At 67.9% G+C, this 19,171-nt stretch carries 17 protein-coding genes and 1 pseudogene; 10 read left to right on the forward strand and 8 right to left on the reverse strand.

The features are described from left to right. The 4 genes and pseudogenes from ASG62_RS25310 to ASG62_RS05150 form a co-directional block, all read right to left on the reverse strand. Positions 1-255 (reverse strand): annotated as a pseudogene (locus tag ASG62_RS25310) (mannitol dehydrogenase family protein); the annotation flags it as partial. Between the two features lie 34 nt (positions 256-289). After that, on the reverse strand, positions 290-757 hold the full coding sequence (locus ASG62_RS05140; protein ID WP_056696013.1) for a hypothetical protein: 468 nt from the start codon (positions 755-757) through the stop codon (positions 290-292). A gap of 562 nt (positions 758-1,319) precedes the next feature. After that, positions 1,320-2,339, reverse strand: a complete 1,020-nt coding sequence (locus ASG62_RS05145) for a LacI family DNA-binding transcriptional regulator (protein WP_056696015.1) — start codon at positions 2,337-2,339, stop codon at positions 1,320-1,322. A 96-nt stretch (positions 2,340-2,435) separates the two neighbouring features. Beyond that, positions 2,436-2,906 (reverse strand): MarR family winged helix-turn-helix transcriptional regulator, encoded by a 471-nt coding sequence (locus ASG62_RS05150; RefSeq protein ID WP_056696018.1) that lies wholly within the window; start codon positions 2,904-2,906, stop codon positions 2,436-2,438. Positions 2,907-3,033: 127 nt separating this feature from the next. Between ASG62_RS05150 and ASG62_RS05155 the strand changes: the two genes are divergently transcribed. The 4 genes from ASG62_RS05155 to ASG62_RS05170 all read left to right on the forward strand — a co-directional run bounded on the left by ASG62_RS05155 (position 3,034) and on the right by ASG62_RS05170 (position 6,559). Beyond that, positions 3,034-3,825 (forward strand): creatininase family protein, encoded by a 792-nt coding sequence (locus tag ASG62_RS05155; protein WP_056696020.1) that lies wholly within the window; start codon positions 3,034-3,036, stop codon positions 3,823-3,825. Positions 3,826-3,897: 72 nt separating this feature from the next. Continuing rightward, positions 3,898-5,082 carry a CobW family GTP-binding protein gene (locus tag ASG62_RS05160; protein WP_056696022.1) on the forward strand — a complete coding sequence of 395 codons (1,185 nt, stop codon included), beginning with the start codon at positions 3,898-3,900 and terminating at the stop codon, positions 5,080-5,082. Beyond that, on the forward strand, positions 5,082-6,059 hold the full coding sequence (locus tag ASG62_RS05165) for a WD40 repeat domain-containing protein (RefSeq protein ID WP_056696024.1): 978 nt from the start codon (positions 5,082-5,084) through the stop codon (positions 6,057-6,059). The genes ASG62_RS05160 and ASG62_RS05165 overlap by 1 nt, the downstream gene beginning before the upstream one ends. Before the next feature lie 251 nt (positions 6,060-6,310). Continuing rightward, positions 6,311-6,559: a DUF2798 domain-containing protein gene (locus tag ASG62_RS05170; RefSeq protein ID WP_056696026.1), complete on the forward strand. Its 249-nt coding sequence runs from the start codon at positions 6,311-6,313 to the stop codon at positions 6,557-6,559. A 101-nt stretch (positions 6,560-6,660) separates the two neighbouring features. Here the strand turns inward: ASG62_RS05170 and ASG62_RS05175 are convergent, their stop codons facing one another. The 3 genes from ASG62_RS05175 to odc2 form a co-directional block, all read right to left on the reverse strand. Beyond that, positions 6,661-9,024, reverse strand: a complete 2,364-nt coding sequence (locus ASG62_RS05175; RefSeq protein WP_056696028.1) for a PAS domain-containing protein — start codon at positions 9,022-9,024, stop codon at positions 6,661-6,663. Positions 9,025-9,176: 152 nt separating this feature from the next. After that, positions 9,177-9,791: a GNAT family N-acetyltransferase gene (locus ASG62_RS05180; RefSeq protein WP_056696029.1), complete on the reverse strand. Its 615-nt coding sequence runs from the start codon at positions 9,789-9,791 to the stop codon at positions 9,177-9,179. A gap of 198 nt (positions 9,792-9,989) precedes the next feature. Beyond that, on the reverse strand, positions 9,990-11,123 hold the full coding sequence (gene odc2 / locus ASG62_RS05185) for an ornithine/lysine decarboxylase (RefSeq protein WP_056696030.1): 1,134 nt from the start codon (positions 11,121-11,123) through the stop codon (positions 9,990-9,992). Between the two features lie 562 nt (positions 11,124-11,685). On the opposite strand from odc2, the gene ASG62_RS05190 reads away from it, so the two are divergent. The 5 genes from ASG62_RS05190 (at position 11,686) to ASG62_RS27800 (ending at position 17,013) form a co-directional block, all read left to right on the forward strand. Continuing rightward, positions 11,686-12,624, forward strand: coding sequence for a LysR family transcriptional regulator (locus ASG62_RS05190; protein ID WP_056696031.1), 939 nt, complete (start codon positions 11,686-11,688; stop codon positions 12,622-12,624). Between the two features lie 97 nt (positions 12,625-12,721). Next, entirely contained in the window at positions 12,722-13,246 is a 525-nt protein-coding gene (locus tag ASG62_RS05195; protein ID WP_056696032.1) for a L,D-transpeptidase, read from the forward strand. Between the two features lie 98 nt (positions 13,247-13,344). Beyond that, positions 13,345-14,043 carry a DUF1007 family protein gene (locus ASG62_RS05200; protein ID WP_244487615.1) on the forward strand — a complete coding sequence of 233 codons (699 nt, stop codon included), beginning with the start codon at positions 13,345-13,347 and terminating at the stop codon, positions 14,041-14,043. Next, the gene (locus ASG62_RS05205) at positions 14,034-15,131 is read left to right on the forward strand and encodes a nickel/cobalt transporter (RefSeq protein ID WP_056696034.1); all 1,098 of its coding nucleotides are present in this window, start codon (positions 14,034-14,036) and stop codon (positions 15,129-15,131) included. The genes ASG62_RS05200 and ASG62_RS05205 overlap by 10 nt, the downstream gene beginning before the upstream one ends. A 268-nt stretch (positions 15,132-15,399) precedes the next feature. Further along, positions 15,400-17,013 carry a GMC oxidoreductase gene (locus ASG62_RS27800; protein WP_056696035.1) on the forward strand — a complete coding sequence of 538 codons (1,614 nt, stop codon included), beginning with the start codon at positions 15,400-15,402 and terminating at the stop codon, positions 17,011-17,013. Between the two features lie 53 nt (positions 17,014-17,066). On the opposite strand, the gene ASG62_RS05215 is transcribed toward ASG62_RS27800, so the two are convergent. Then, complete coding sequence (locus tag ASG62_RS05215; RefSeq protein WP_056696036.1) at positions 17,067-17,822, reverse strand: gamma-glutamyl-gamma-aminobutyrate hydrolase family protein; 756 nt, start codon at positions 17,820-17,822, stop codon at positions 17,067-17,069. Positions 17,823-18,046: 224 nt separating this feature from the next. Between ASG62_RS05215 and ASG62_RS05220 the strand changes: the two genes are divergently transcribed. Next, a complete protein-coding gene (locus ASG62_RS05220; protein WP_056696037.1) occupies positions 18,047-19,159 on the forward strand; it encodes a TRAP transporter substrate-binding protein in 1,113 nt (370 codons plus the stop codon). Positions 19,160-19,171: the final 12 nt, after the last annotated feature.

Here is a 19,171-nt window from a genome sequence, read left to right on the forward strand (position 1 = left end):
CGAACGCGTCCCGACATCGCGAAGCGACGTCAATGCTTCGACGAACCGATCCCGGAAAACGGCGCTGTCGGCGACCGTGCCGAATATGTCGCGCTCCTCTAGAAACGACAGCGGTTCATCCCGCGAGCGCAAAGCCGCCGCGTGCAGACGGTCCGCGTTCACGTCGTTGAAAACGATCTCCCGGCCGCTGTCCGAAACACCTTCGAAATAGCGGCACCACAAGGCGGATAAGCTCAAGACGGAGGCATGCGCCAGATCTGCCGGCGTCTCATATCGAGTTCAACCGACGTTAGCCGCGGGCCGGGACGATCGTGATCAACTCGTCGTTCGGATAGACGGATTCGTAGAGAACGCCGTCGCCCGGCGCGAATTCGAGGATCGTCGCGCCGTCGCGGTCCGCCATGACCAGCGTGCCGTCGGCCCCCGATCGCCATTGGGCGATGCGGGAGAGGGAGGGGGAGGTCTTGCAGTCGCGGCCGAGCGGGACGTCGGTGAAGGTCGCACCAGCCGAACCCGCACCGTCGGCCTTGCAGGTCGTGCCGCTGCGAAGATCGATGAGCCGAAGCCCGTCTGGTCGCGTGCCCGTTGCAGAACCGATGCTCCCCGTCTCCACCGCGTCGAGATCATCGGACGTCAATGCGTTCGCCGCCAGCATGGGGGCGGCTTCGGCGACGGACGACGAGAGCGAGCCCTGCAGGTTGGATGCGAAGAACGAGCCGACGAGGCCGGTGGCGAGGGCAATGGTTGCGAAGCGCATGAGGGTTTCGACCTTTCTCCGGTGAGCGGCCCACATCCGGGCGGACCCGGTTGGACGACGCCGCGTCTTGAGCGGGCCGGATCGGTCTTGGTGGCCATCGGCCAGTCGCGATGCGCTCCGAACCTTCAACGATTCTCCTTCAGCCTATTCGTCCGGGATGGATCGAAGCTGACGTCGCGCGGGTCGATGGAAGCTGCATTCCAAAGCGCAGGATCGAGCAGCGCGCATTGAGAGCATCTCTCGGGAGATCGACCGGACTCGTCGAAGCGAAAGAGATGGATACTGATATCGAAGGCAGAAACGTCGCTGTTGCGCGAATGCCGTCGCTTCGCAGCCGACGGGTGAGGCTGAACCGAGCCGGAATCCCGTCGCCGCGTCGCGAGCGGGCGCCCGAGGGGCGACGTTGGCTGTGCCCACGTGGCCGGAAACCGCGCTTAGATAACCCGACCCTCGGGAAAATACGGGCGAAGGGTAGAGAAGGTTCGATCTGCCAAGCCGGAACCGCGGCCGAACCACCTTTTCCGTCGTATCAGCGCCACACGTCAGTTGCAGCCCGATCCGATCAGTCCGGGCTCGGCGACCCGCAGGATTGGCGGATCTTCAGCTCGGGGGTGATCAGTTCGAGCCGTCCCTCCGCGGGTTCGCCGCCGAGGCGCTTCAGGAGGGAGTCCGCGGCGCGACGGCCGACTTCGCTCTGGCCGTTGGCCACCGTCGTCAAGGGCGGCATGGCGATGACGGCCTCGTCGATATCGTCGTAGCCGGTGACGGCGACGTCGATGCCGGCGCGAAGGCCCGCGCGGCTGAGGCCGTACATGAAGCCGAGCGCGACGAGGTCCGAGAAGCAGGCGACGGCGGTCGGGCGGTCGGGCAGGGCGAGGAAATCCGCCGCCGCGTCGAAGCCGGAATGGCGACTGCGCGGGCCTGAAATCCGCCATTCCGGTTTCGGCTCGATGCCGGCTTCGAGGAGCGCCCGCCGATAGCCGGTCGCCCGGTCGCGGCCCGTGGAGGTCGTCTCGGCCCCGCCGACCATCGCGATCTTGCGATGGCCGAGCGAGAGAAGATGGCGAACGGCAAGACTCATTCCATAGGCGTCGTCGCCGCGAAAGCTGGTCACGCCCGCGCCCTCGACGCTGCGGGCGATGAGGACGACGGGAAGATCGTTCTCCTCGGCCAGACGAATGTCGCTCGCCGGCGTGCCGATGGCGGGCGACATGATCAGCCCGTCCGCGCCGAGCTGCAGCATCGTGTCGACGAAGGAACGCTGTTTGGTCAGATCGTCGTAGTGGTTGCAGAGGACGAAGGTCTGGCGGTGCCGATCCAGTTCGTTCTCGATCGACTTCAGGATTTCGCCGAAGAACGGGTTCATGATGTCGTGCACGCAGACGCCGACGATCCCCGAGCGCGAGGTGCGAAGGCTCGCGGCGCGGCGATTGTAGATATAGCCGGAGCTGCGCGCCTGCTCCTTGATGCGCTCGCGCGTGACCTCGGCGACGAGAGGGCTGTCGCGCAAGGCCAGCGAGACGGTGGCGGTGGAGAGCCCGAGCGCTTCGGCGATGGTGGAAAGCTTGACCTTCTGCGCCATCGGATCAGGCGCTCCGGCGCGAGCGGGGAAGAATGCGGGGCAAGCGCGAGGGACTCCGTCTGGTCGAAAAGGGCGAGCGGGCAGCGGCCATTCGGGTCACGCCGTCTCCGGTAGGTCGTCTGTGTCGTCGACCTCCGAGCCGAGATTGCGCTCCACCCGCTGCAGGAGCTTGCGCAGCGACTTGCGCTCCTTGTCGCTCAGCCCCTTCAGGGCCTCGCGTTCCACCGCCTTCTGCGCGATGCGCACCTCCTGCAGGAGAGCCAGACCCTTTTCCGTGAGAAAGGCGTGGCTCTGCCGGGCGTCGGTGGGGGAGGGCCGCTTTTCCAGGATGTCCTGCGAGGCGAGCCGGGCGACCGTCTTGGTGATGGTCGGCGGGCGCACGCTCAGCCGATCCGCCAGATCGCGCAGCGACAGCCCGTCCTCGGCGCCGAGAGCGAGAAGAACGGCATCCTGGCCGGGATAGACGTCGATCGCAGCCAGATGCGCGGAAAGCGCCGTACGGCTCGCCCGGGCGGAAAGGACGAGCTGCGTCATCGTCGATCGCTTGCGCTTGCGTCCTGCTGTCATGTCACCCGGTTCCGCCTCGGCGCCAAGATGAAGAAGAGGCCTTGCATTGTCCACCCGAGCAGCCGACCAACACGGGGGTGGAGGGCGTGTTTCGCCCCGGTTTTCGCCCGATGGGCCGGAGGTTTCCATGCATCGCCGCTTCGAGGAGCTGACGACGGTCGATCTTCGCGTGCTCGGCGCCTCGCTCGCCGGTGTCGTCGCGGTGCTTCCGGTCGCCGCGGTGGAGCAGCACGGGCCCCATCTGCCGCTCGGAACGGATGCGATGATCGCGGAGGGCATGATCGCCAAGCTCCTGGAGAAACTGGACGAGGCGGCGCCCGTCACCGTCCTGGAGCCGCTGCGGATCGGCGCCTCGATCGAGCACTCGAACTTCCCCGGCACGCTCGATCTCGGCTTCGCGCCGATGTCGGAGGCGATCGTCGCCATCGGCCGCTCGCTTCATGCGGCGGGGTTCCGGCGGCTGGCGGTGGTCAGCTCGCATGGCGGAAACACGCCCTCGGTCGATGCGGCGGCCCTCGTGCTGCGCCGCTCGCTCGGCCTCCTCGTGGCGACGGCGAGCTGGATGCGCTTCGGCGTGCCGGAGGGGCTTCTTCCCGCGGAGGAACTGGCGCACGGCATTCACGGCGGCGCGGTCGAGACCGCGCTCATGCTGCATTTCAGGCCCGATCTCGTGCGGTCCGATCGCATCGCGCCGGCGCCCTCGCTTCAGGCGCGACTGGAGCGGGACAACCTGCACCTGCGCGCCCATGGGCGGCTCGGCTTCGGCTGGATGGCGAGCGATCTCAATGCCTCCGGCGTGGTGGGGAACGCCGGGCTCGGCACGGCCGAGATGGGCCGGCGCATCGCCGAGCATCAGGCGGCCCGCTTCGCCGAGTTCCTCGGCGACGCCGCCCGCTTCGATCTCGCCGTCTTCGACTGAAGGGGCTGCGGCTCCCCCCGTGCATTTCGTCGCCGCGGCGCTTATATGCGGCCGACCATCAAGGAGACAGCTATGTCTGACACCTCTCGCGCTTCGGATGCCCAGATCCCCGTCACCGTTCTCACCGGCTATCTCGGCGCCGGCAAGACGACGCTGCTCAACCGGATTCTCTCCGAGAATCACGGCAAGCGCTACGCGGTCATCGTCAACGAGTTCGGCGAGATCGGCATCGACAACGATCTCATCGTGGAATCCGACGAGGAGATCTACGAGATGAACAATGGCTGCGTCTGTTGCACGGTGCGCGGCGATCTCGTGCGCGTGGTGGAAGGGCTGACCAAGCGTCCCGGCCGCTTCGACGCGATCATCGTGGAGACGACGGGCCTTGCCGATCCCGTGCCGGTCGCCCAGACCTTCTTCATGGACGAGGACGTGCGCGCCAAGACGCGGCTCGACGCCGTGGTCGCGCTGGTCGATGCCAAGCACCTGCCGCTGCGGCTGAAGGATTCGCGCGAGGCCGAGGATCAGATCGCGTTCGCCGACGTCATCATCCTCAACAAGACCGATCTCGTGACGCCGGAAGAACTCGCCAAGGTCGAGGCGACCGTGCGCGCCATCAATCCCGTCGCCCGCATCCACCGCACGACCCGGGCCGGCGTCGCGATCGACCGCGTTCTCGACCAGGGCGCCTTCGACCTCTCGCGCGTGCTCGATGCCGATCCGGAGTTCCTGAAGGAGGCCGAACAGGCGCATGACGAGCATGTCTGCGGCCCCGACTGCGACCACGACCATCATCATCACGACCATGCGCATCATGCGCACGATCACGATCACCGCCACGATCATGGCGGTCACGACCACCATGGCCATGATCACCACGGCCACGATCATCATGGGCATGACCATGCCCATCACGACGCGGCCTCGCCGATCCACGACGTGACGGTCGTCTCGATCTCGCTGCGGGCGGGCGAGATGGACCAGCGGCGCTTCTTCCCCTGGATTCAGACCCTGACGCAGGAGCAGGGGCCGAAGATCCTGCGCCTCAAGGGGATTATCGCCTTCGCCGGCGACGACGACCGCTATGTCGTGCAGGGCGTCCACATGATCGTGGAGGGCGACCACCAGCGGCCCTGGCGGGAAGGCGAGGCGCGCGAGAGCCGGCTCGTCTTCATCGGGCGCGATCTCGACGCTGCGGCTCTGAAGACGGAGTTCGAGGCCTGTATCGCCAAGGAGCGCCAGAAGGCCGACGCTTGATGCCATCGATCGCACCTTATGATTTCGGCGCTTACGTCGAATGGGCCGGCTTCCTTTCGGGGGAGCCGGTCTTCGCATTGGCCGACGGCACCGTTCGCTTTCCCGCAGGCGGCGAGCGCGTGGTCGAGGCCCATCGCGGCGGCCTTCTCACGGCGCGCTTCGATGCGGGCGCCGGCCGTCTTCTGACGGGCGGCGAGGATGGCCGGGTCGTCGCCATCGCCGGCGACGGGCCGGCGAAGGAACTCGCCTCGATCGGCCGCAAGTGGATCGGCGCCGTCGCGCCCGGACCCGGCGGCGCGGTGGGCTTCGCCTCCGGGCGAACCGCCTATGTCCTGCCGGCCTCCGGCCCGCTGCGGGAGTTCGTGCACCAGCGCTCGGTGGAGGACATCGCCTTCGCGCCGAAGGGCCTGCGCATCGCGACCGCGCGCTACGACGGCGCCTCGCTCTATTTCGCAGGGACCGACAGCCCGCCGGCCCATCTCGAATGGAAGGGCGCGCATATCGGCATCGCCTTCTCGCCGGACGGGCGCTTCCTCGTCACGCGCATGCAGGAGAACGCGCTTCACGGCTGGCGCGTCGAGGACGGCAAGCACATGAAGATGACGGGCTATCCCGCCAAGGTGAAGTCCTGGTCCTGGTCCGCCAAGGGCAAGTTCCTGGCGACCTCGGGCGCGCCGGCTGCGATCCTCTGGCCCTTCTCCGCCAAGGACGGCCCGATGGGCAAGGCTCCGCTGGAGCTCGGCACGCGCGGCACCATGCAGGTGACGGCCGTCTCCTGCCACCCCGCCGAGGATATGGTGGCGATCGGCTATGGCGACGGCATGATCCTCGCCGTCCGCTTCTCCGACGCGCGCGAGGCGCTGCTGCGGCGCGCGGGCAAGGGCGCGATCACGGCGCTCGGCTGGGACAAGCCCGGTGCCCGCCTCTCCTTCGGCGCGGAGGAGGGCGAGGCCGGGGTCATCGACATCGCGGGGTAAAGCGCCGGGCGAATGCTGCCGTCTTGCGGCCGGGGCCGGGGCCCCGTCGCAAGCGGCGGCTGCGGTCTTGCGGAGAGACCCGGCTTTTCCGCGCCTCGAAGGCTCCCGTCGTTCGAGGCGATTGACGGCGGGAAGCATCCTGTGGCAACACTTGGCTCGTGCTCCCGCACATCACGTCGTAAGCGTTAACGTCATGCAACGCGCCATCGAACCGCCGATATCATCGGCCGTTCGCACGACGGAGTCCGGGCATGATCGCCTTTCGCAAGCTTCCCTCTCGTTACAACGGCATCGTCCTGCCGTTCTTTCTGTCCCTGATGATGTGCTGCATCGTCTCCGGCATCTCCACGATGCGGGCGGTCGGGCTCGCCCCCGACCTCGCCGAGCAATGGCTGCGCGGCTGGGCGCTCTCCTGGCCCGTGGCCTTCCCCGTCCTCCTGCTGGTCATGCCCTTCGTGCGGCGCCTGACAGGATGGTTCGTGGAAGCGCCCAAGCGCTGAAACCAAGCAACGCCTTGCGTGCGATCCGTCCGCGCAAGGCGTTCTTTTGAGTGCCTGCAGCAATTCACCTCTCGAAAAACGGCAGCGAACCGAAATCGGCATCACCCGATCACGGGTTCTCCGCCATCGTCGTGGAGCGGGGCGTCGATGCGGCAGACGACGCCGGTCGGGTGGTAGTCGATCTGAACTTCGCCGCCGAACTCCATGGCGAGAGACTGTTCGATCAGGCGTGAGCCGAAGCCGCGCTTGGAGGGCGCCTGGACCGGCGGTCCGCCGCTCTCGCGCCATTCGAAGACGAGACGCGGGAGGCTTCCGCCTTCGATACGCCAGTCGATCTCGACCCGGCCTTCGTCGCCGGACAGCGCGCCGTATTTGGCCGCATTGGTCGCAAGCTCGTGCAGCGCCAGCGCGAGGGCGAGGCTCTGCTTGGCGTTCAGCCGAATATCGGGACCCGACCAGACGAAGCGCGTGCCGTCTTCCAGGCGGTGGCTTTCGAGGGACTGGGCGACGATCGCGCCGATCGGGGCGCTCGTCCAGGAGGTCTGCGTCAGGATATCGTGGGCATGGCTGAGCGCGATCAGCCGCGCAGAAAAGGCGGCGAGACCGTCCTGCACGTTGGCGGCGCGGCGCAGCGTCTGGTTGGCCAGCGCATTGACCATGGCGAGCGTGTTCTTCACGCGGTGCTGAAGCTCGCGCGTCAGGAGCAGCTGGCGCTCCTCGGCCTGCTTTTCTTCCGTGACGTCGCGCACCGCGCCGACGAAGCGCACGGTCTGGCCGGCGCGCACCACGGTCTGGCCGCTCGCATGGACATGGCGAAGCTTGCCGTCCTCGCGCCCGATCGTGCGGTAGACCGAGTCGAATTCGCCGGTGCCCGCGGGGTCGAGCGCGAGCGCGACTTCGGAGACCACGCGCTCGCGGTCTTCCGGATGCAGGCCGTCGAGGAACGTGCTCTCGTAGGTCACGACGGCGTCGTCGGACAGGCCGAAACAGGCCTTGCAGCGGGCGTCCCAGAGAAGCTCGTCGTTGACGAGATCGAGGTCGAACGTGCCGATATCGGCGGCTTCGTGGGCGAGACGCAGGCGCGTCTCGGCTTCGACGAGCGCCGTCTGCGTGCGCATCCGCTCCGAGAAGCTCCAGGCCCGGTTCAGCACCTCGCGGATGAAGGCGACGTCGTCCTCCGCCCAGCTTCGCACGCGCCGGTCGTGGAGGAAGAGGAGGACGCGAAGGCGCCCGTTCTCTATCACGGTGACATGGGCGGCCGAGCGCACGTCGAGCGCCGTGAAAGCCTGCGCGCCGGCCGAGGTCGCCGGATGCAGCGCGACATCCTCAACGAGAAGCGTTCCCGTGCGCAGGGCCGGCACGAAATCCGGCCCGAACCGGGCGAGATCGAAGCTGCGCGGCATCGGCGGGGTGCCGTTGCGGGTCCAGGCGCTGGCGGTCAGCGCGTTCTCCTCGGCGCCGTCGATGCGGGCATAGCCGACGCGGTCGAGTTCCAGCGTCTCGCCGAGGATTTCGAGCGCACGCATCTTGTAGTCGCTGGGGCCGCTGCCCGAGAGGAGGTCGTCGCCGATCTGGAGAAGCGCCGCCTGCCGCGCGGCGCTGCGGCGCTCGCTCGTAATGTCCACGACGGCGCCGGGAAAGCGCTCGGGCCGCCCGTTCGCGTCGAGGAAGCAGCGTCCGCAGGCGCGAACCCAGTGAAGCTCGCCCGAGGCGTCGATCGTGCGGTACTCCTCCGCGAAGGCGCTGCCGGACGTGAGGGCGGCCTCCACCGCCGCCGCGATGCGGCTGCGGTCCTCGGCGTGGATGCCGGACGCATAGGTGCCGAAGGGCACGCCGGCCGCGGCCCGCACCGGATCGACGCCGTAGAGATCGGCGAAGCGCCGGTCGGCATAGATGGTGTCGGCGGCGACGTCCCAGTCCCAGGTGCCGACGAGGGCGGAGGCGTCGAGGGCGAATTCCAGCCGCTCGCGGTTGACCTCGAGCTCGCGCCGGTCGGCCTCCTCGCGTGTCCGGTCTCGCAGGATCTTCAGGTAGCCGATCGGTTGGTTGTTGTCGTCGGTGAGCGGCGTCATCTGGCCGCTCGCGTAGAACTGGCCGCCTGCCTTCAGATGCCAGCGATTGTCCTTGGCCTTGCCCCGGCCGAGCGCCAGGCGCATCTCGTGCTCGTGCACGCCGGCTTCGAGATCCTGCGGCGTGAAGATCGAGCCGAGCGGCCGGCCGACCATCTCGGCCGCGGTCCAGCCGAAGATTCCCTCGGCCGCCTCGTTCCAGTCGGTGATGATGCCGGTCGTGTCCGCCGCGATGATGGCGTAGTCGACGGCGCTTTCGACGATGTGGCGATAGCGCTTCTCTTCGGCCGAAACGAGAGGGCGAACCGTCTCGGCGGCGAGACGCGCGAGCCTTTCCCGAAGCTCCTCGTTCTCTGCGCGCAGCGCGGACGCCTCGTCCTGTTCCCGAAAACCCATGCGCCGTATTCCGCAAACGTCGTCCCGTGCGGACGCGCCGCACGGGTTCTATCCCCGCTCTTCATGGACACGAGACGACGCAGGAGCACAAGCGCTCTTCGCGGCGCGGGCCGGCTAAGTCCCTCGCGCCGCGAAGAAACGCGCAAAACCGATCAGAAGCTTGCGCCGTTCGCCGCGCCGGATGCCGCGCGCGGGCGCTTGGCGGCCGGATTGAAGGCGCGCCGGCCGGTCGGCCGGATGAGACCGGCGGCGCCCGCCAGCGCGCCCTCGGCAAGCTCCAGGCCCAGCATGCGATGGCGCTCGAACGGGCCGGGCATGGCAAGGCCGGCCGCCGGCTCGGCCGAGAAGCCGAAGCGCCGGTAGTAGTCGGGATCGCCGACGAGGAGGATCGAGCGATGGCCGCGCCACTGCGCCTCGGCGATGGCCCGGCGCATGAGGGCCGAGCCGATGCCCGCGCCGTTCAGCGTGGGCTCGACGGCCAGCGGGCCGAGAAGAAGCGACGGCGTGCCGCCGTCGCCGGCCGCCACGTCCCAGAGCCGCACCGTGCCGAGAAGCGTGCCGTCCTCGGCGCGCGCGGAAAGGGCCAGCCCCTTGGAGGGCAGGCGGCCGCGGCGCAGGGCCTCCGAGGCCTTGCGGCGGCGCATCGGCCCCATCGCGCGGTCGAGCAGCGCCTCGCGCGCGAAGACCTCGCTCGAGGCCTCTGCGCCGATTGTGACGACCGGCGCCAGGAAGGCGCTGAAGGGAAGGGAGGCGGCGAGAGCGGACATTGGCTTGATCTGACCCGGGCAGGAGCACCGTCCGCCCTTCGGGGGCTGGGGTCGGCGCTCTGTCTCTAAGAACCCTCAGCATCCCGCGAGCCCGCCGAGGCGGGGCATGCGGGATTCTCGAAGGGAAGCGGGAATGCGCGCCGGCTGCAAAGGCTCCGGCGCGCGGGGAAGAACTCCCCGGCGACGGAGCGCCGGGGGTCAGATGACGTAGGCTCGCAACGGTTCGAAGCCGTTGAAGGCGACGGCCGAATAGGTCGTCGTGTAGGCGCCGGTGCCCTCGATCAGAACCTCGTCGCCGATCGTCAGCGTGATCGGCAGCGGGTAGGGCTTCTTCTCGTAGAGAACGTCGGCGCTGTCGCAGGTCGGACCGGCGAGGACGCAGGGCTCCATCGCGTCGCCGTCGCGCGCCGTCGTGATCGGGTAGCGGATGGCTTCGTCCATCGTCTCGGCGAGACCGCCGAACTTGCCGATGTCGAGGAAGATCCAGCGGTTCTCGTCGGTCGCCGACTTGCGGGAGACGAGGACGACCTCGGCCTTGATGACGCCGGCATTGCCGACCATGCCGCGGCCGGGCTCGATGATCGTCTCGGGCATGTGGTTGCCGAAGTGGCGAACCAGGCTGCCGTGGATCGAGCGGCCGTAGGCCTCCGCCGTCGGGATGTCCTTCAGGTAGCGCGTCGGGAAGCCGCCGCCCATGTTGACGAGCGTCAGGACGATGCCTTTCTCGGCCAGCGCCTGGAAGACGGAGCTGGCATCCGCGATCGCCGCGTCCCAGGCATTGGTGTCGCACTGCTGCGAGCCGACATGGAACGAGACGCCCGTGGCGACGAGGCCGAGGGACTGCGCGTAGACGAGAACGTCGATCGCCATGGCCGGCACGCAGCCGAACTTGCGCGACAGCGGCCATTCGGCGCCTTCGCCATTGGTGAGGACGCGGCAGAAGACGCGGGCGCCGGGCGCGGCGCGGGCGATCTTCTCGACCTCTTCGACGCTGTCCACGGCAAACAGCGACACGCCGAGATCGTGGGCGCGCGCGACGTCGCGCTCCTTCTTGATCGTGTTGCCGTAGGAGATGCGGTCGCAGGTCGCGCCGGCATCCATCGCCATCTCGATCTCGGCGACGGAGGCGCAGTCGAAATTGGAGCCGAGCGAGGCGAGAAGGCGCAGGACCTCGGGGGCCGGGTTGGCCTTCACGGCGTAGTAGATCGACGAATCGGGAAGCGCCTTGCGGAAGGCGCCGTAATTCTCTTCGACCACGTCGAGATCGACCACGAGGCAGGGGCCGGCCGGACGGCGGGTGGCGAGAAAGTCGATGATACGCTGCGTTGCCATCGGGGTTATCCCATGAATCCAAGGTTTAAGCATGTGCGGACGACGACGGCTCCGCGATCGCCTTCACGGCGCCTTGCGGAATCGTCGCTGACCGCGACGTGAGCAGGTCCGTTGCGCTGTCGAGCGCGACCGGACCGGATGTGTCTGCCTTGGCTTGGAGGGCTTGAACCCGCCGCACTTAGGGCAATGAGGGTGTGCCTCTTCAGAATTCCCGGATGTGGAGACCGGGAGAGACCAGAAAGGCCCGCACCGTCGTTGCTTTAAGGCGTCCTCGACTTCGCTGACGCGAAACCGACTGGAGGCTATCTCCAGGACCGTCCCGATGGCCTCGCATTTGAGGATCGGGGGACGCCCACAGGCTCGTGCGACTTTGGGCAACCGCGATGTATGAGCAGGCCCTGTCATACACAAGAGGAAAATTGCGCCGGGGACCGATTCCGCGCCCTCCGATCCGCGCTGCGTGACAGTGTGTCGATTCTGGGCAACAAAGCACAAGTTTCGCGCAAGCCCCGGCGCGGGACGATGGGGCGAAAAGGGATGCGGATGGCATGGATAGGCTGACATGGACACGCTGACGCGCATGCGCGCCTTCATCGCCGTCATCGAGAACGAGGGCTTTTCGGCAGCGGCGCGCAAGACCGGGCGCTCCAAGGCGCTTCTTTCCAAGTACGTGCGCGAGCTGGAGGACGAGCTCGGCGTCCTCCTCATCAACCGCACCACGCGCCAGATCGCGCTGACCGGCGCCGGGGAGGTCTATCTCTCGCGGGCCTCGGCGATTCTCGCCGATCTCGAGAGCTTGAACGAGGAGGCGCGCGAGGCGACCGGCGAGGCGAAGGGGCGCATCCGCATCTCCGCCGCGCGCACCTTCGGCGATGCCGAGTTCGGCCGCTCGCTGGTCGATTTCGCGGTGGAGCATCCCGCGATCTCGCTCGACATCCATCTCGACGACAATTTCGTCGATCTGGTGGAGGAGGGCTTCGACATGGCCGTGCGCATGACGCGTCTCAGCGATTCCGCCATGATCGCGCGGCGTCTGGCCCCGCTGGATTCGGTGCTCTGCGCCAGTCCCGACCTCGTGGCGAAGGTCGGGCGTCCGACCCATCCGAACCAGCTGTCCGACAAGCCGGCCGTCATCGATTCCAACTCGCGCATGTTCTCCAACTGGACCTTCCGCGATCCCGCCACCGGCGACCCGCTGCCCGTCGCCGTATCCGGCCAGTTCACGGCCAACAGTCCCGTCACCGTGCGCGCGGCCGTGCGCGCCGGGCTCGGCTTCGCGCTCATTCCTGAATTCGTCGTGCGCGCCGATATCGCGGCCGGCCGGCTCGTCACGGTTCTCGACGACTACATGCCCAAGGATGCCGGCATCTACGCCGTCTTCCCGCATCGCCGGCATCTTCCGACGCGCGTGCGCCTTCTCGTCGATTATCTGGCGATCTGGTTCCGCAAGTGCGACGGGGCGGAAGGGAAGTTGGAACGTTCGCTCTGTCTGGAGCCCTGATCGTCCGGCGGACGTGATTTGCAAACGCGCCGGAAACCTTCTTGCCCGAGGATGCCGTCGAACGGGCCGCCCGGGCCCCTGCCTTTCGAGGACCGCCATGCGCGCCATCCGATACGTCCTGACCGCCTCCCTCGCGCTGCTGCTTTCCGGCGCCGGCCTCGCCGAGGCGGCCGGCCGCGCCAAGCCCGCAGCCTTCGAGACCGACTTCTCCGGCGGCTACGAAGCGGGGACGATCGTCATCAAGACGGCCGAGCGCCGGCTCTATCTCGTCACCGGCCAGTCCAGCGCGCTGGCCTACGACATCGCCGTGGGCAAGCCGAGCGAGCAGTGGTTCGGACGCAGCTTCGTCTCCAAGAAGCGGCAGAACCCGACCTGGACGCCGACGCCTTCGATGCGCGAGAAGAACCCCGATCTGCCCCAGCAGGTCGGTCCCGGCCCGAAGAACCCGCTCGGCGTGCGCGCCATGAATCTGGGCTGGGGCACCTATCGCATCCACGGCACGAACTCGCCGCGCTCGATCGGCTCGGCCGCCTCCGCCGGCTGCTTCCGCATGCGCAATGCCGATGTCGCCGACCTCTTCGAGCGCGTCCATGTCGGCGCGCAGGTCGTGGTTCTCCAGTAGACGGGGAGAGGCGCCGGCCGCGATCCGGTCGCCCGCTCCCATTTCGGCCATTCTTCTTCCGTTGAAGGGGATGGTCGGTCGGAGCCAGGAAGCCTCACATGTCGAACAGTCCCCGCGGATGCCGGTCGATGCGCCGGCGCCGCACCGCGCTCGCTCTCGGCGGCGCGCTGGCCCTTCTCGGCGGCGCGGCCGGTTCAGCTTCCGCGCATCCGCACGTCTTCGCCGAGGCGCGCATGGAGATCGTCGGCGACACGGCCGGCAAGCTGACATCCATCCGCAACATCTGGCGCATGGACGAGCTCTTCTCGACGAGCGTCGTCCTCGACTACGACAAGAACGCCAACGGCATCCTCGACGACGACGAGCTTCAGGCCGTCGGCGATACGGTGAAGGAGTCGATCGCGGAATGGTCCTTCTACACCTTCGTGCGCGCCGACGGTAAGATCGTGCCGCTCGAGGCGCCCGCCGACATCCGCGCGCTCTACCAGGACAACCAGCTTCTCATGTTCTTCGAGATGAAGGTGAAGGACCCCGTCGATCTGAAGGCGCAGGCCGTCACCGTCTCCAATTTCGACGAGACCTTCTTCGTCGCCTTCGACTTCGCCGACGATGCGAGCTTCCAGCTCGTGGACATGCCGCAGAGCTGCACGCGGGCCGTGGTCGTGCCCGACGAGGACGAGGCGGCGAAGGAGTGGATGTCCTCCATCGCCTCGCTCGGCCCGGACGAGACCGTGCCGGCCGACGGTGTCGACTATGCGCAGGTTCTGGCGACGAGGGCCGAGATCAAATGCGGCTGACCCGGCTGTCCCCCACCGTCCTCGTTCTCCTCCTCGCCGGCCTCTGCCTCCTTGCAGGGCCCGAGGCGGCGCTGGCGAAATCCTCCCTCGGCATCGGCACGGCCGAGGTCGTGGTGCAGCCGAGCGGCCCCTTCGCCGGGCTGTTCATCGAGATCAATGCGATCCAGCGCTCCTTCTTCACGGAGCTGCGCCAGGCGCTGGTCGCGCTGAAGGGGGGGCCGCACGGGCTGATCGTCCTCGTCGGCCTGTCCTTCGCCTACGGCGTCTTCCATGCCGCCGGCCCCGGCCATGGCAAGGCGGTCATCTCCTCCTACGTGCTTGCCAACGAGGTGCAGCTCCGGCGCGGCATTCTCCTCTCCTTCGTCTCCGCGCTTCTCCAGGCGCTGACGGCACTTCTGGCGGTCGGGCTCGGCTGGTTCGTTCTGCGCGGCACGTCGGTGAAGCTGACGGACGCGACGAACTGGCTGGAGATCGCCTCCTATGCGCTGATTGCGGTCTTCGGCGGCTGGCTGCTCGCCAAGAAGCTCGCGCGCCTCGTCTCGCGGCGCAGCTCCCGTCTGTCGCTTGGCTTCGCGCCCTCCGGCCTCGCCTTCGCGGCCGCCGGTACGGCGGGGGGCACGGCCGAAGACGCGGACAGGCCGGCGCGCGGCGCTTCCTCGCTCATGCGGCCCGCCTCCGGCGGCATGGCGGCGTCCGTCTGCGAGGGCGACGAAGAGGATTGCGACTGCGGACAGGCCCATATGCCGGACCCCAGGCGCCTTTCGAGCGAGCGCCTGTCGATCGGCACGGCCACCTCGGCCGTCGTCGCGGTGGGCCTCCGGCCGTGTTCCGGCGCGATCGTGGTCCTCACCTTCGCGCTTCTGAACGGCCTCTATCTCGGCGGCGTCCTCTCCGTCCTCGCCATGGCGCTCGGCACGGCGATCACGGTCTCGGCGATTGCCGCCGTCGCCGTCTTCGCCAAGGGTTTCGCCATGCGGCTCGGCCGGGCCGGCGGCACGCCGCGCGGCGTGATGGAGACCGTGGAAATCCTCGGCGCCGCCCTCGTCCTTCTCTTCGGCCTCGCGCTTCTCGGCGGGGCGCTGGTCTGACGATCCGCCGGGTCGCGATCCGCCGGCTCGATCCGGTGCCTCGACCGGCCTGCGAGCGGTGGTGCGATGCTCGCATCTACAAGCAAATCCAAGCGAATCTCGGTTCGAGTGCGTCGGTCGTTGTTTTGAGATCGGGGCGAGTTCAGTCGTCAGGAATGCGTATAGTTAGAATTCAGGCTTTAGGCATGTTTTCGTTCGCTCGTTTTTGAAGATTGAGTTCAGTGACTTTGCCTGTAACGTGCCCTTCGACTTCGGTTGGAGGTGCGGGATGCTGAACATCAACAGACGGCAGGCTCTGCTCGGTCTCGGTGCGGCCGTCGGGAGCGCGATGCTGCCGGCGGAGGCCGAGGCCTTCACTTCGATCTACTACCGGGTTGCCGTGCCCGAGATCTTCGCCAACCTGCGTCTGCCCCCGACCTATACGCCGAACCTCGTCATCGGCTCCGGCTTCGGCGGCGCGATCTCGGCACTGCGGCTTGCGCAGGCCGGCGAGACGGTGACGGTGATCGAGCGCGGTTTCCGCTGGCCCAACGCGCCCTGGCGCGACATCTTCAGCAGCGACACGATTCCCGACGGCCGCGCCTTCTGGTTCCGCAACAGCGCCAAGATGATCGCAGGCAACACCGCCGTCTTCGACAAGTTCGGCGGCGTCATGGACGCGACCGAGTTTCCCAACATGACGGCCTGGCGCGCCGCCTGCGTCGGCGGCGGCTCTGTCGTCTTCACCGGCGTGATGATCCAGCCCAAGAAGACGCATTTCGATCTCCTCTTCAAGGGCGCTGTCCCCTACGACGAACTGGACCGGGTTCACTATCCGCGCGTCCGCAAGATGCTCAATCTCAATCCGATTCCGAGCGACGTCTACGGTTCGCAGGCCTTCGGCCATTCCCGCGAATGGGACCGGCAGGTGGCGAAGGCCGGCTACACGCCCGAGCGCATCGATTCCATTTTCGACTGGAACGTCCTGCGCTCGGAGATCGGCTTTCGCTCGCGCCCTTCCGCGACGGTGGGCCGGTCGAACCACGGCAATGCCAACAGCGCCAAGTTCGATCTGAACCTCAACTACATCCGGCAGGCCGAAGCGACCGGACGCGCGAAGGTCTATCCCGGCTTCGAAGTGCTCAGCATCGGGACAGACGGCAAGCGCTATGTCGTCAGCGGCTTGTTGCGCGATCCGACGGGCCGCGAACTCGGCCGCACCACGATCTCCTGCGACCGCCTCTTCCTCGGAGCGGGCTCCATCGGCACTTCCAGCCTTCTGGTCAAGGCGCGGGCGGAGAAGACCCTGCCCCATCTGAACGAGCATGTCGGGGAGGGCTGGGGCACCAACGGCGATGCGATCGTCGTGCGCAGCCTCGGCCGGATCACCGGCCTGACCGAGGGAACGCCGAGCGCCTCCAAGATCTTCGACACGCCGCTCGGCATGCCCACGACGTTCGAGAACTGGTATGTGCCCGGCGTGCCCGTGAACATCAGCATCATTCCGAGCCTCGGCATGGTGCTGGACGAGACCCATCGCGGCAGGTTCGTCTACGATCCCGCCAAGAAGAGCGTCACCATGAACTGGGCGGCGGAGGGCAATGCCGACGCCATCGCCGCGTGCCGGGCGATGAACAACAAGATCGCCGAAGCCTCCAAGACGATCCCCGGCGCCAATCCCTTCATCGCCGACGTGACGGGCAAGAACTGGACGGCCCATCCGCTGGGCGGCGCCGTCATCGGCAAGGCCACCGACGGCTACGGACGGGTCGTCGGCCATCCCGGCCTCTATGTGATGGACGGCGCCCTGCTTCCCGGCTCCGCCGGCGCGGTCAATCCCTCGCTGACCATCTCGGCGCTCGCCGAGCGCAATATCGAGAACATCATCGCCAGAAAGGGCTGACGGTCACGTCCGGCGCAGGACGGGGCGCCCTCGGCGCCCTTTCCGAAGGGTGATCAGCGGCCGGCGCGGTAGGCGCGGCACGCATCGCCGAAGGCCTGGAAGATGGCGGCCGAGGCCGCGTCGCTCTCCGCCCAGTATTCGGGATGCCACTGCACGCCCAGCGAAAAGCCGCCGGCATCGCGAACGCTGACGGCCTCGATCGTGCCGTCCGGTGCGGTGGCCTCCACGACCAGCCCGTCGCCGAGCCGGTCGATCGCCTGCCGGTGCAGCGAGTTCACCTGGATCTCCTCGCGCCCGAGAAGGCCGGCGAGGCACCCGCCGGCGACGGCATGGACCGGCTGGCGGATGGCGTAGCGCTCGGCTTGGTCGGGATGGACGGGCGCGCGATGATCCATGCGGCCTTCGAGGTCCTGGATCTCGGTCGCCAGCGTGCCGCCGGTCGCGACGTTAAGCTCCTGCAGGCCCCGGCAGATCGCGAGCATCGGGATCTTGCGCCGGATCGCGCCCCGGATCACCGCCATGGTCATGCCGTCGCGGTCGATATCGTAGGGCTCGTGCGCCTCGGAGGGTTCGACGCCGTAGAGCGAGGGATGGACGTTCGTCACCGAGCCCGTGACGAGAACGCCGTCGACGCGCGACAGAAGGGCGTCGACATCGACCGAGCCCGCCAGTGCCGGCACGATCACGGGAAGCCCGCCCGCAACCTTCAGCACGGCGGAAAGATAGCTCTCGGGCGCCGCATGCCAGCGATGGTTGCCGATCGTGCGGATATCGGCGGGAACGGCGACGAGGAAGGCGGTGTCCGACATGGGTTCGATCCGGGAAGCGCGGGGGAGGCCGAAGCTTCGCGATATCGGATCGCGCGCGCGGAGGATAGAGGCGAGGGAACCTCCGGCCGGCTGGAGGCTTCGACTTGCGTCCGGCGGAAACATGCCCCATCTGGCCGGCCAGAGGTCGACATGCCGCCGCTTTCGCGACGGACGGCGTTTCGCTGTGTTCGGTTGTCGCGCAGCCTGCCCGGGAGTTCAACGGTTTGGATCGTCGCTCGTTCATTCTGAAGGCCGGAACGGCCGGCATCGGCGCGGCCGCGAGCGCTGGGCTCGCCGCCCCGGCGCTGGCGCAGCCGGCCAAGACGACCGTCTGGCGTCTCGCCTCCGCCTTTCCGGAAACGCTGGACACGATCCACGGCGGCGCCGTCGATCTCGCCCGCTTCGTCTCGGAGGCGAGCGGCGGCGAGTTCACCATCGAGATCCTGCCGCAGGGCGATCCCGCCAAAAGCGTGCTCGATGTCGTGGCGGCCGGCGAGGCCGAACTCTGCCACACCGCGCCGCAGGATCACGTCAACCGCGACGCGACCTTCGCGCTGGCCGGCGCCGTGCCCTTCATGCTGAACGCGCGAGGCCTTCAGGCTTGGCTCTACCAGGGCGGCGGCATCGACAAGCTGAACGGCTTCTTCTCCCGCCAGGGCCTCGTCTACCTGCCGGGCGGCAATACCGGCACGCAGATGGGCGGCTGGTTCCGGCGCGAGATGACGGCGACCCAGGATTTCCGCGGCCTGAAGATGCGCATCACCGGGCTCGGCGCCGATGTCATGCGCCGCCTCGGCGTCGAGACGTTGCCGATCCCCGGCGCCGGCATCAAGGCCGCGCTGCAGGGCGGCTCCATCGATGCGGCCGAGTGGATCGGCCCGGCCGACGACGAGGTGCTGGGGCTCCTCTCGGTCGCGCCTTACTATTATTATCCCGGCTGGTGGGAGGGCAGCCTCGCCCCCGCCTTCCTCATTTCCAAGCCTGCGCACGAGGCGCTGTCGCCGGTCCACCGCAGCCTTCTGGCCACCGCCGCCCGCGCGGCCTCGGTGGAGATGCTGGCGAAATACGACGCCCGCAATCCGGCCGCGCTGCGGCGTCTCGTCGAGGCGGGGGCGGAGCTCCGGCCGTTCCCGCAGGACATTCTCAACGCCGCCTTCGATGCCGCGCAGGCGATCTATGCCGAGCTTCGCGGCGCGAACGCGCCCTTCCGCGAAATCTACGATTCGCTCGCGAGCTTCCGCAACGAGACCTTCCTCTATGCCCAGGTGGCGGAATACACGTTCGACACGTTCATGATGATCAAGCAGCGCGAGGGCGCCCTGACGGTCAAGGGATGAACGTTGCCAAGA

Source organism: Aureimonas sp. Leaf427, assembly GCF_001425485.1.
Classification (GTDB): Bacteria; Pseudomonadota; Alphaproteobacteria; order Rhizobiales; family Rhizobiaceae; genus Plantimonas.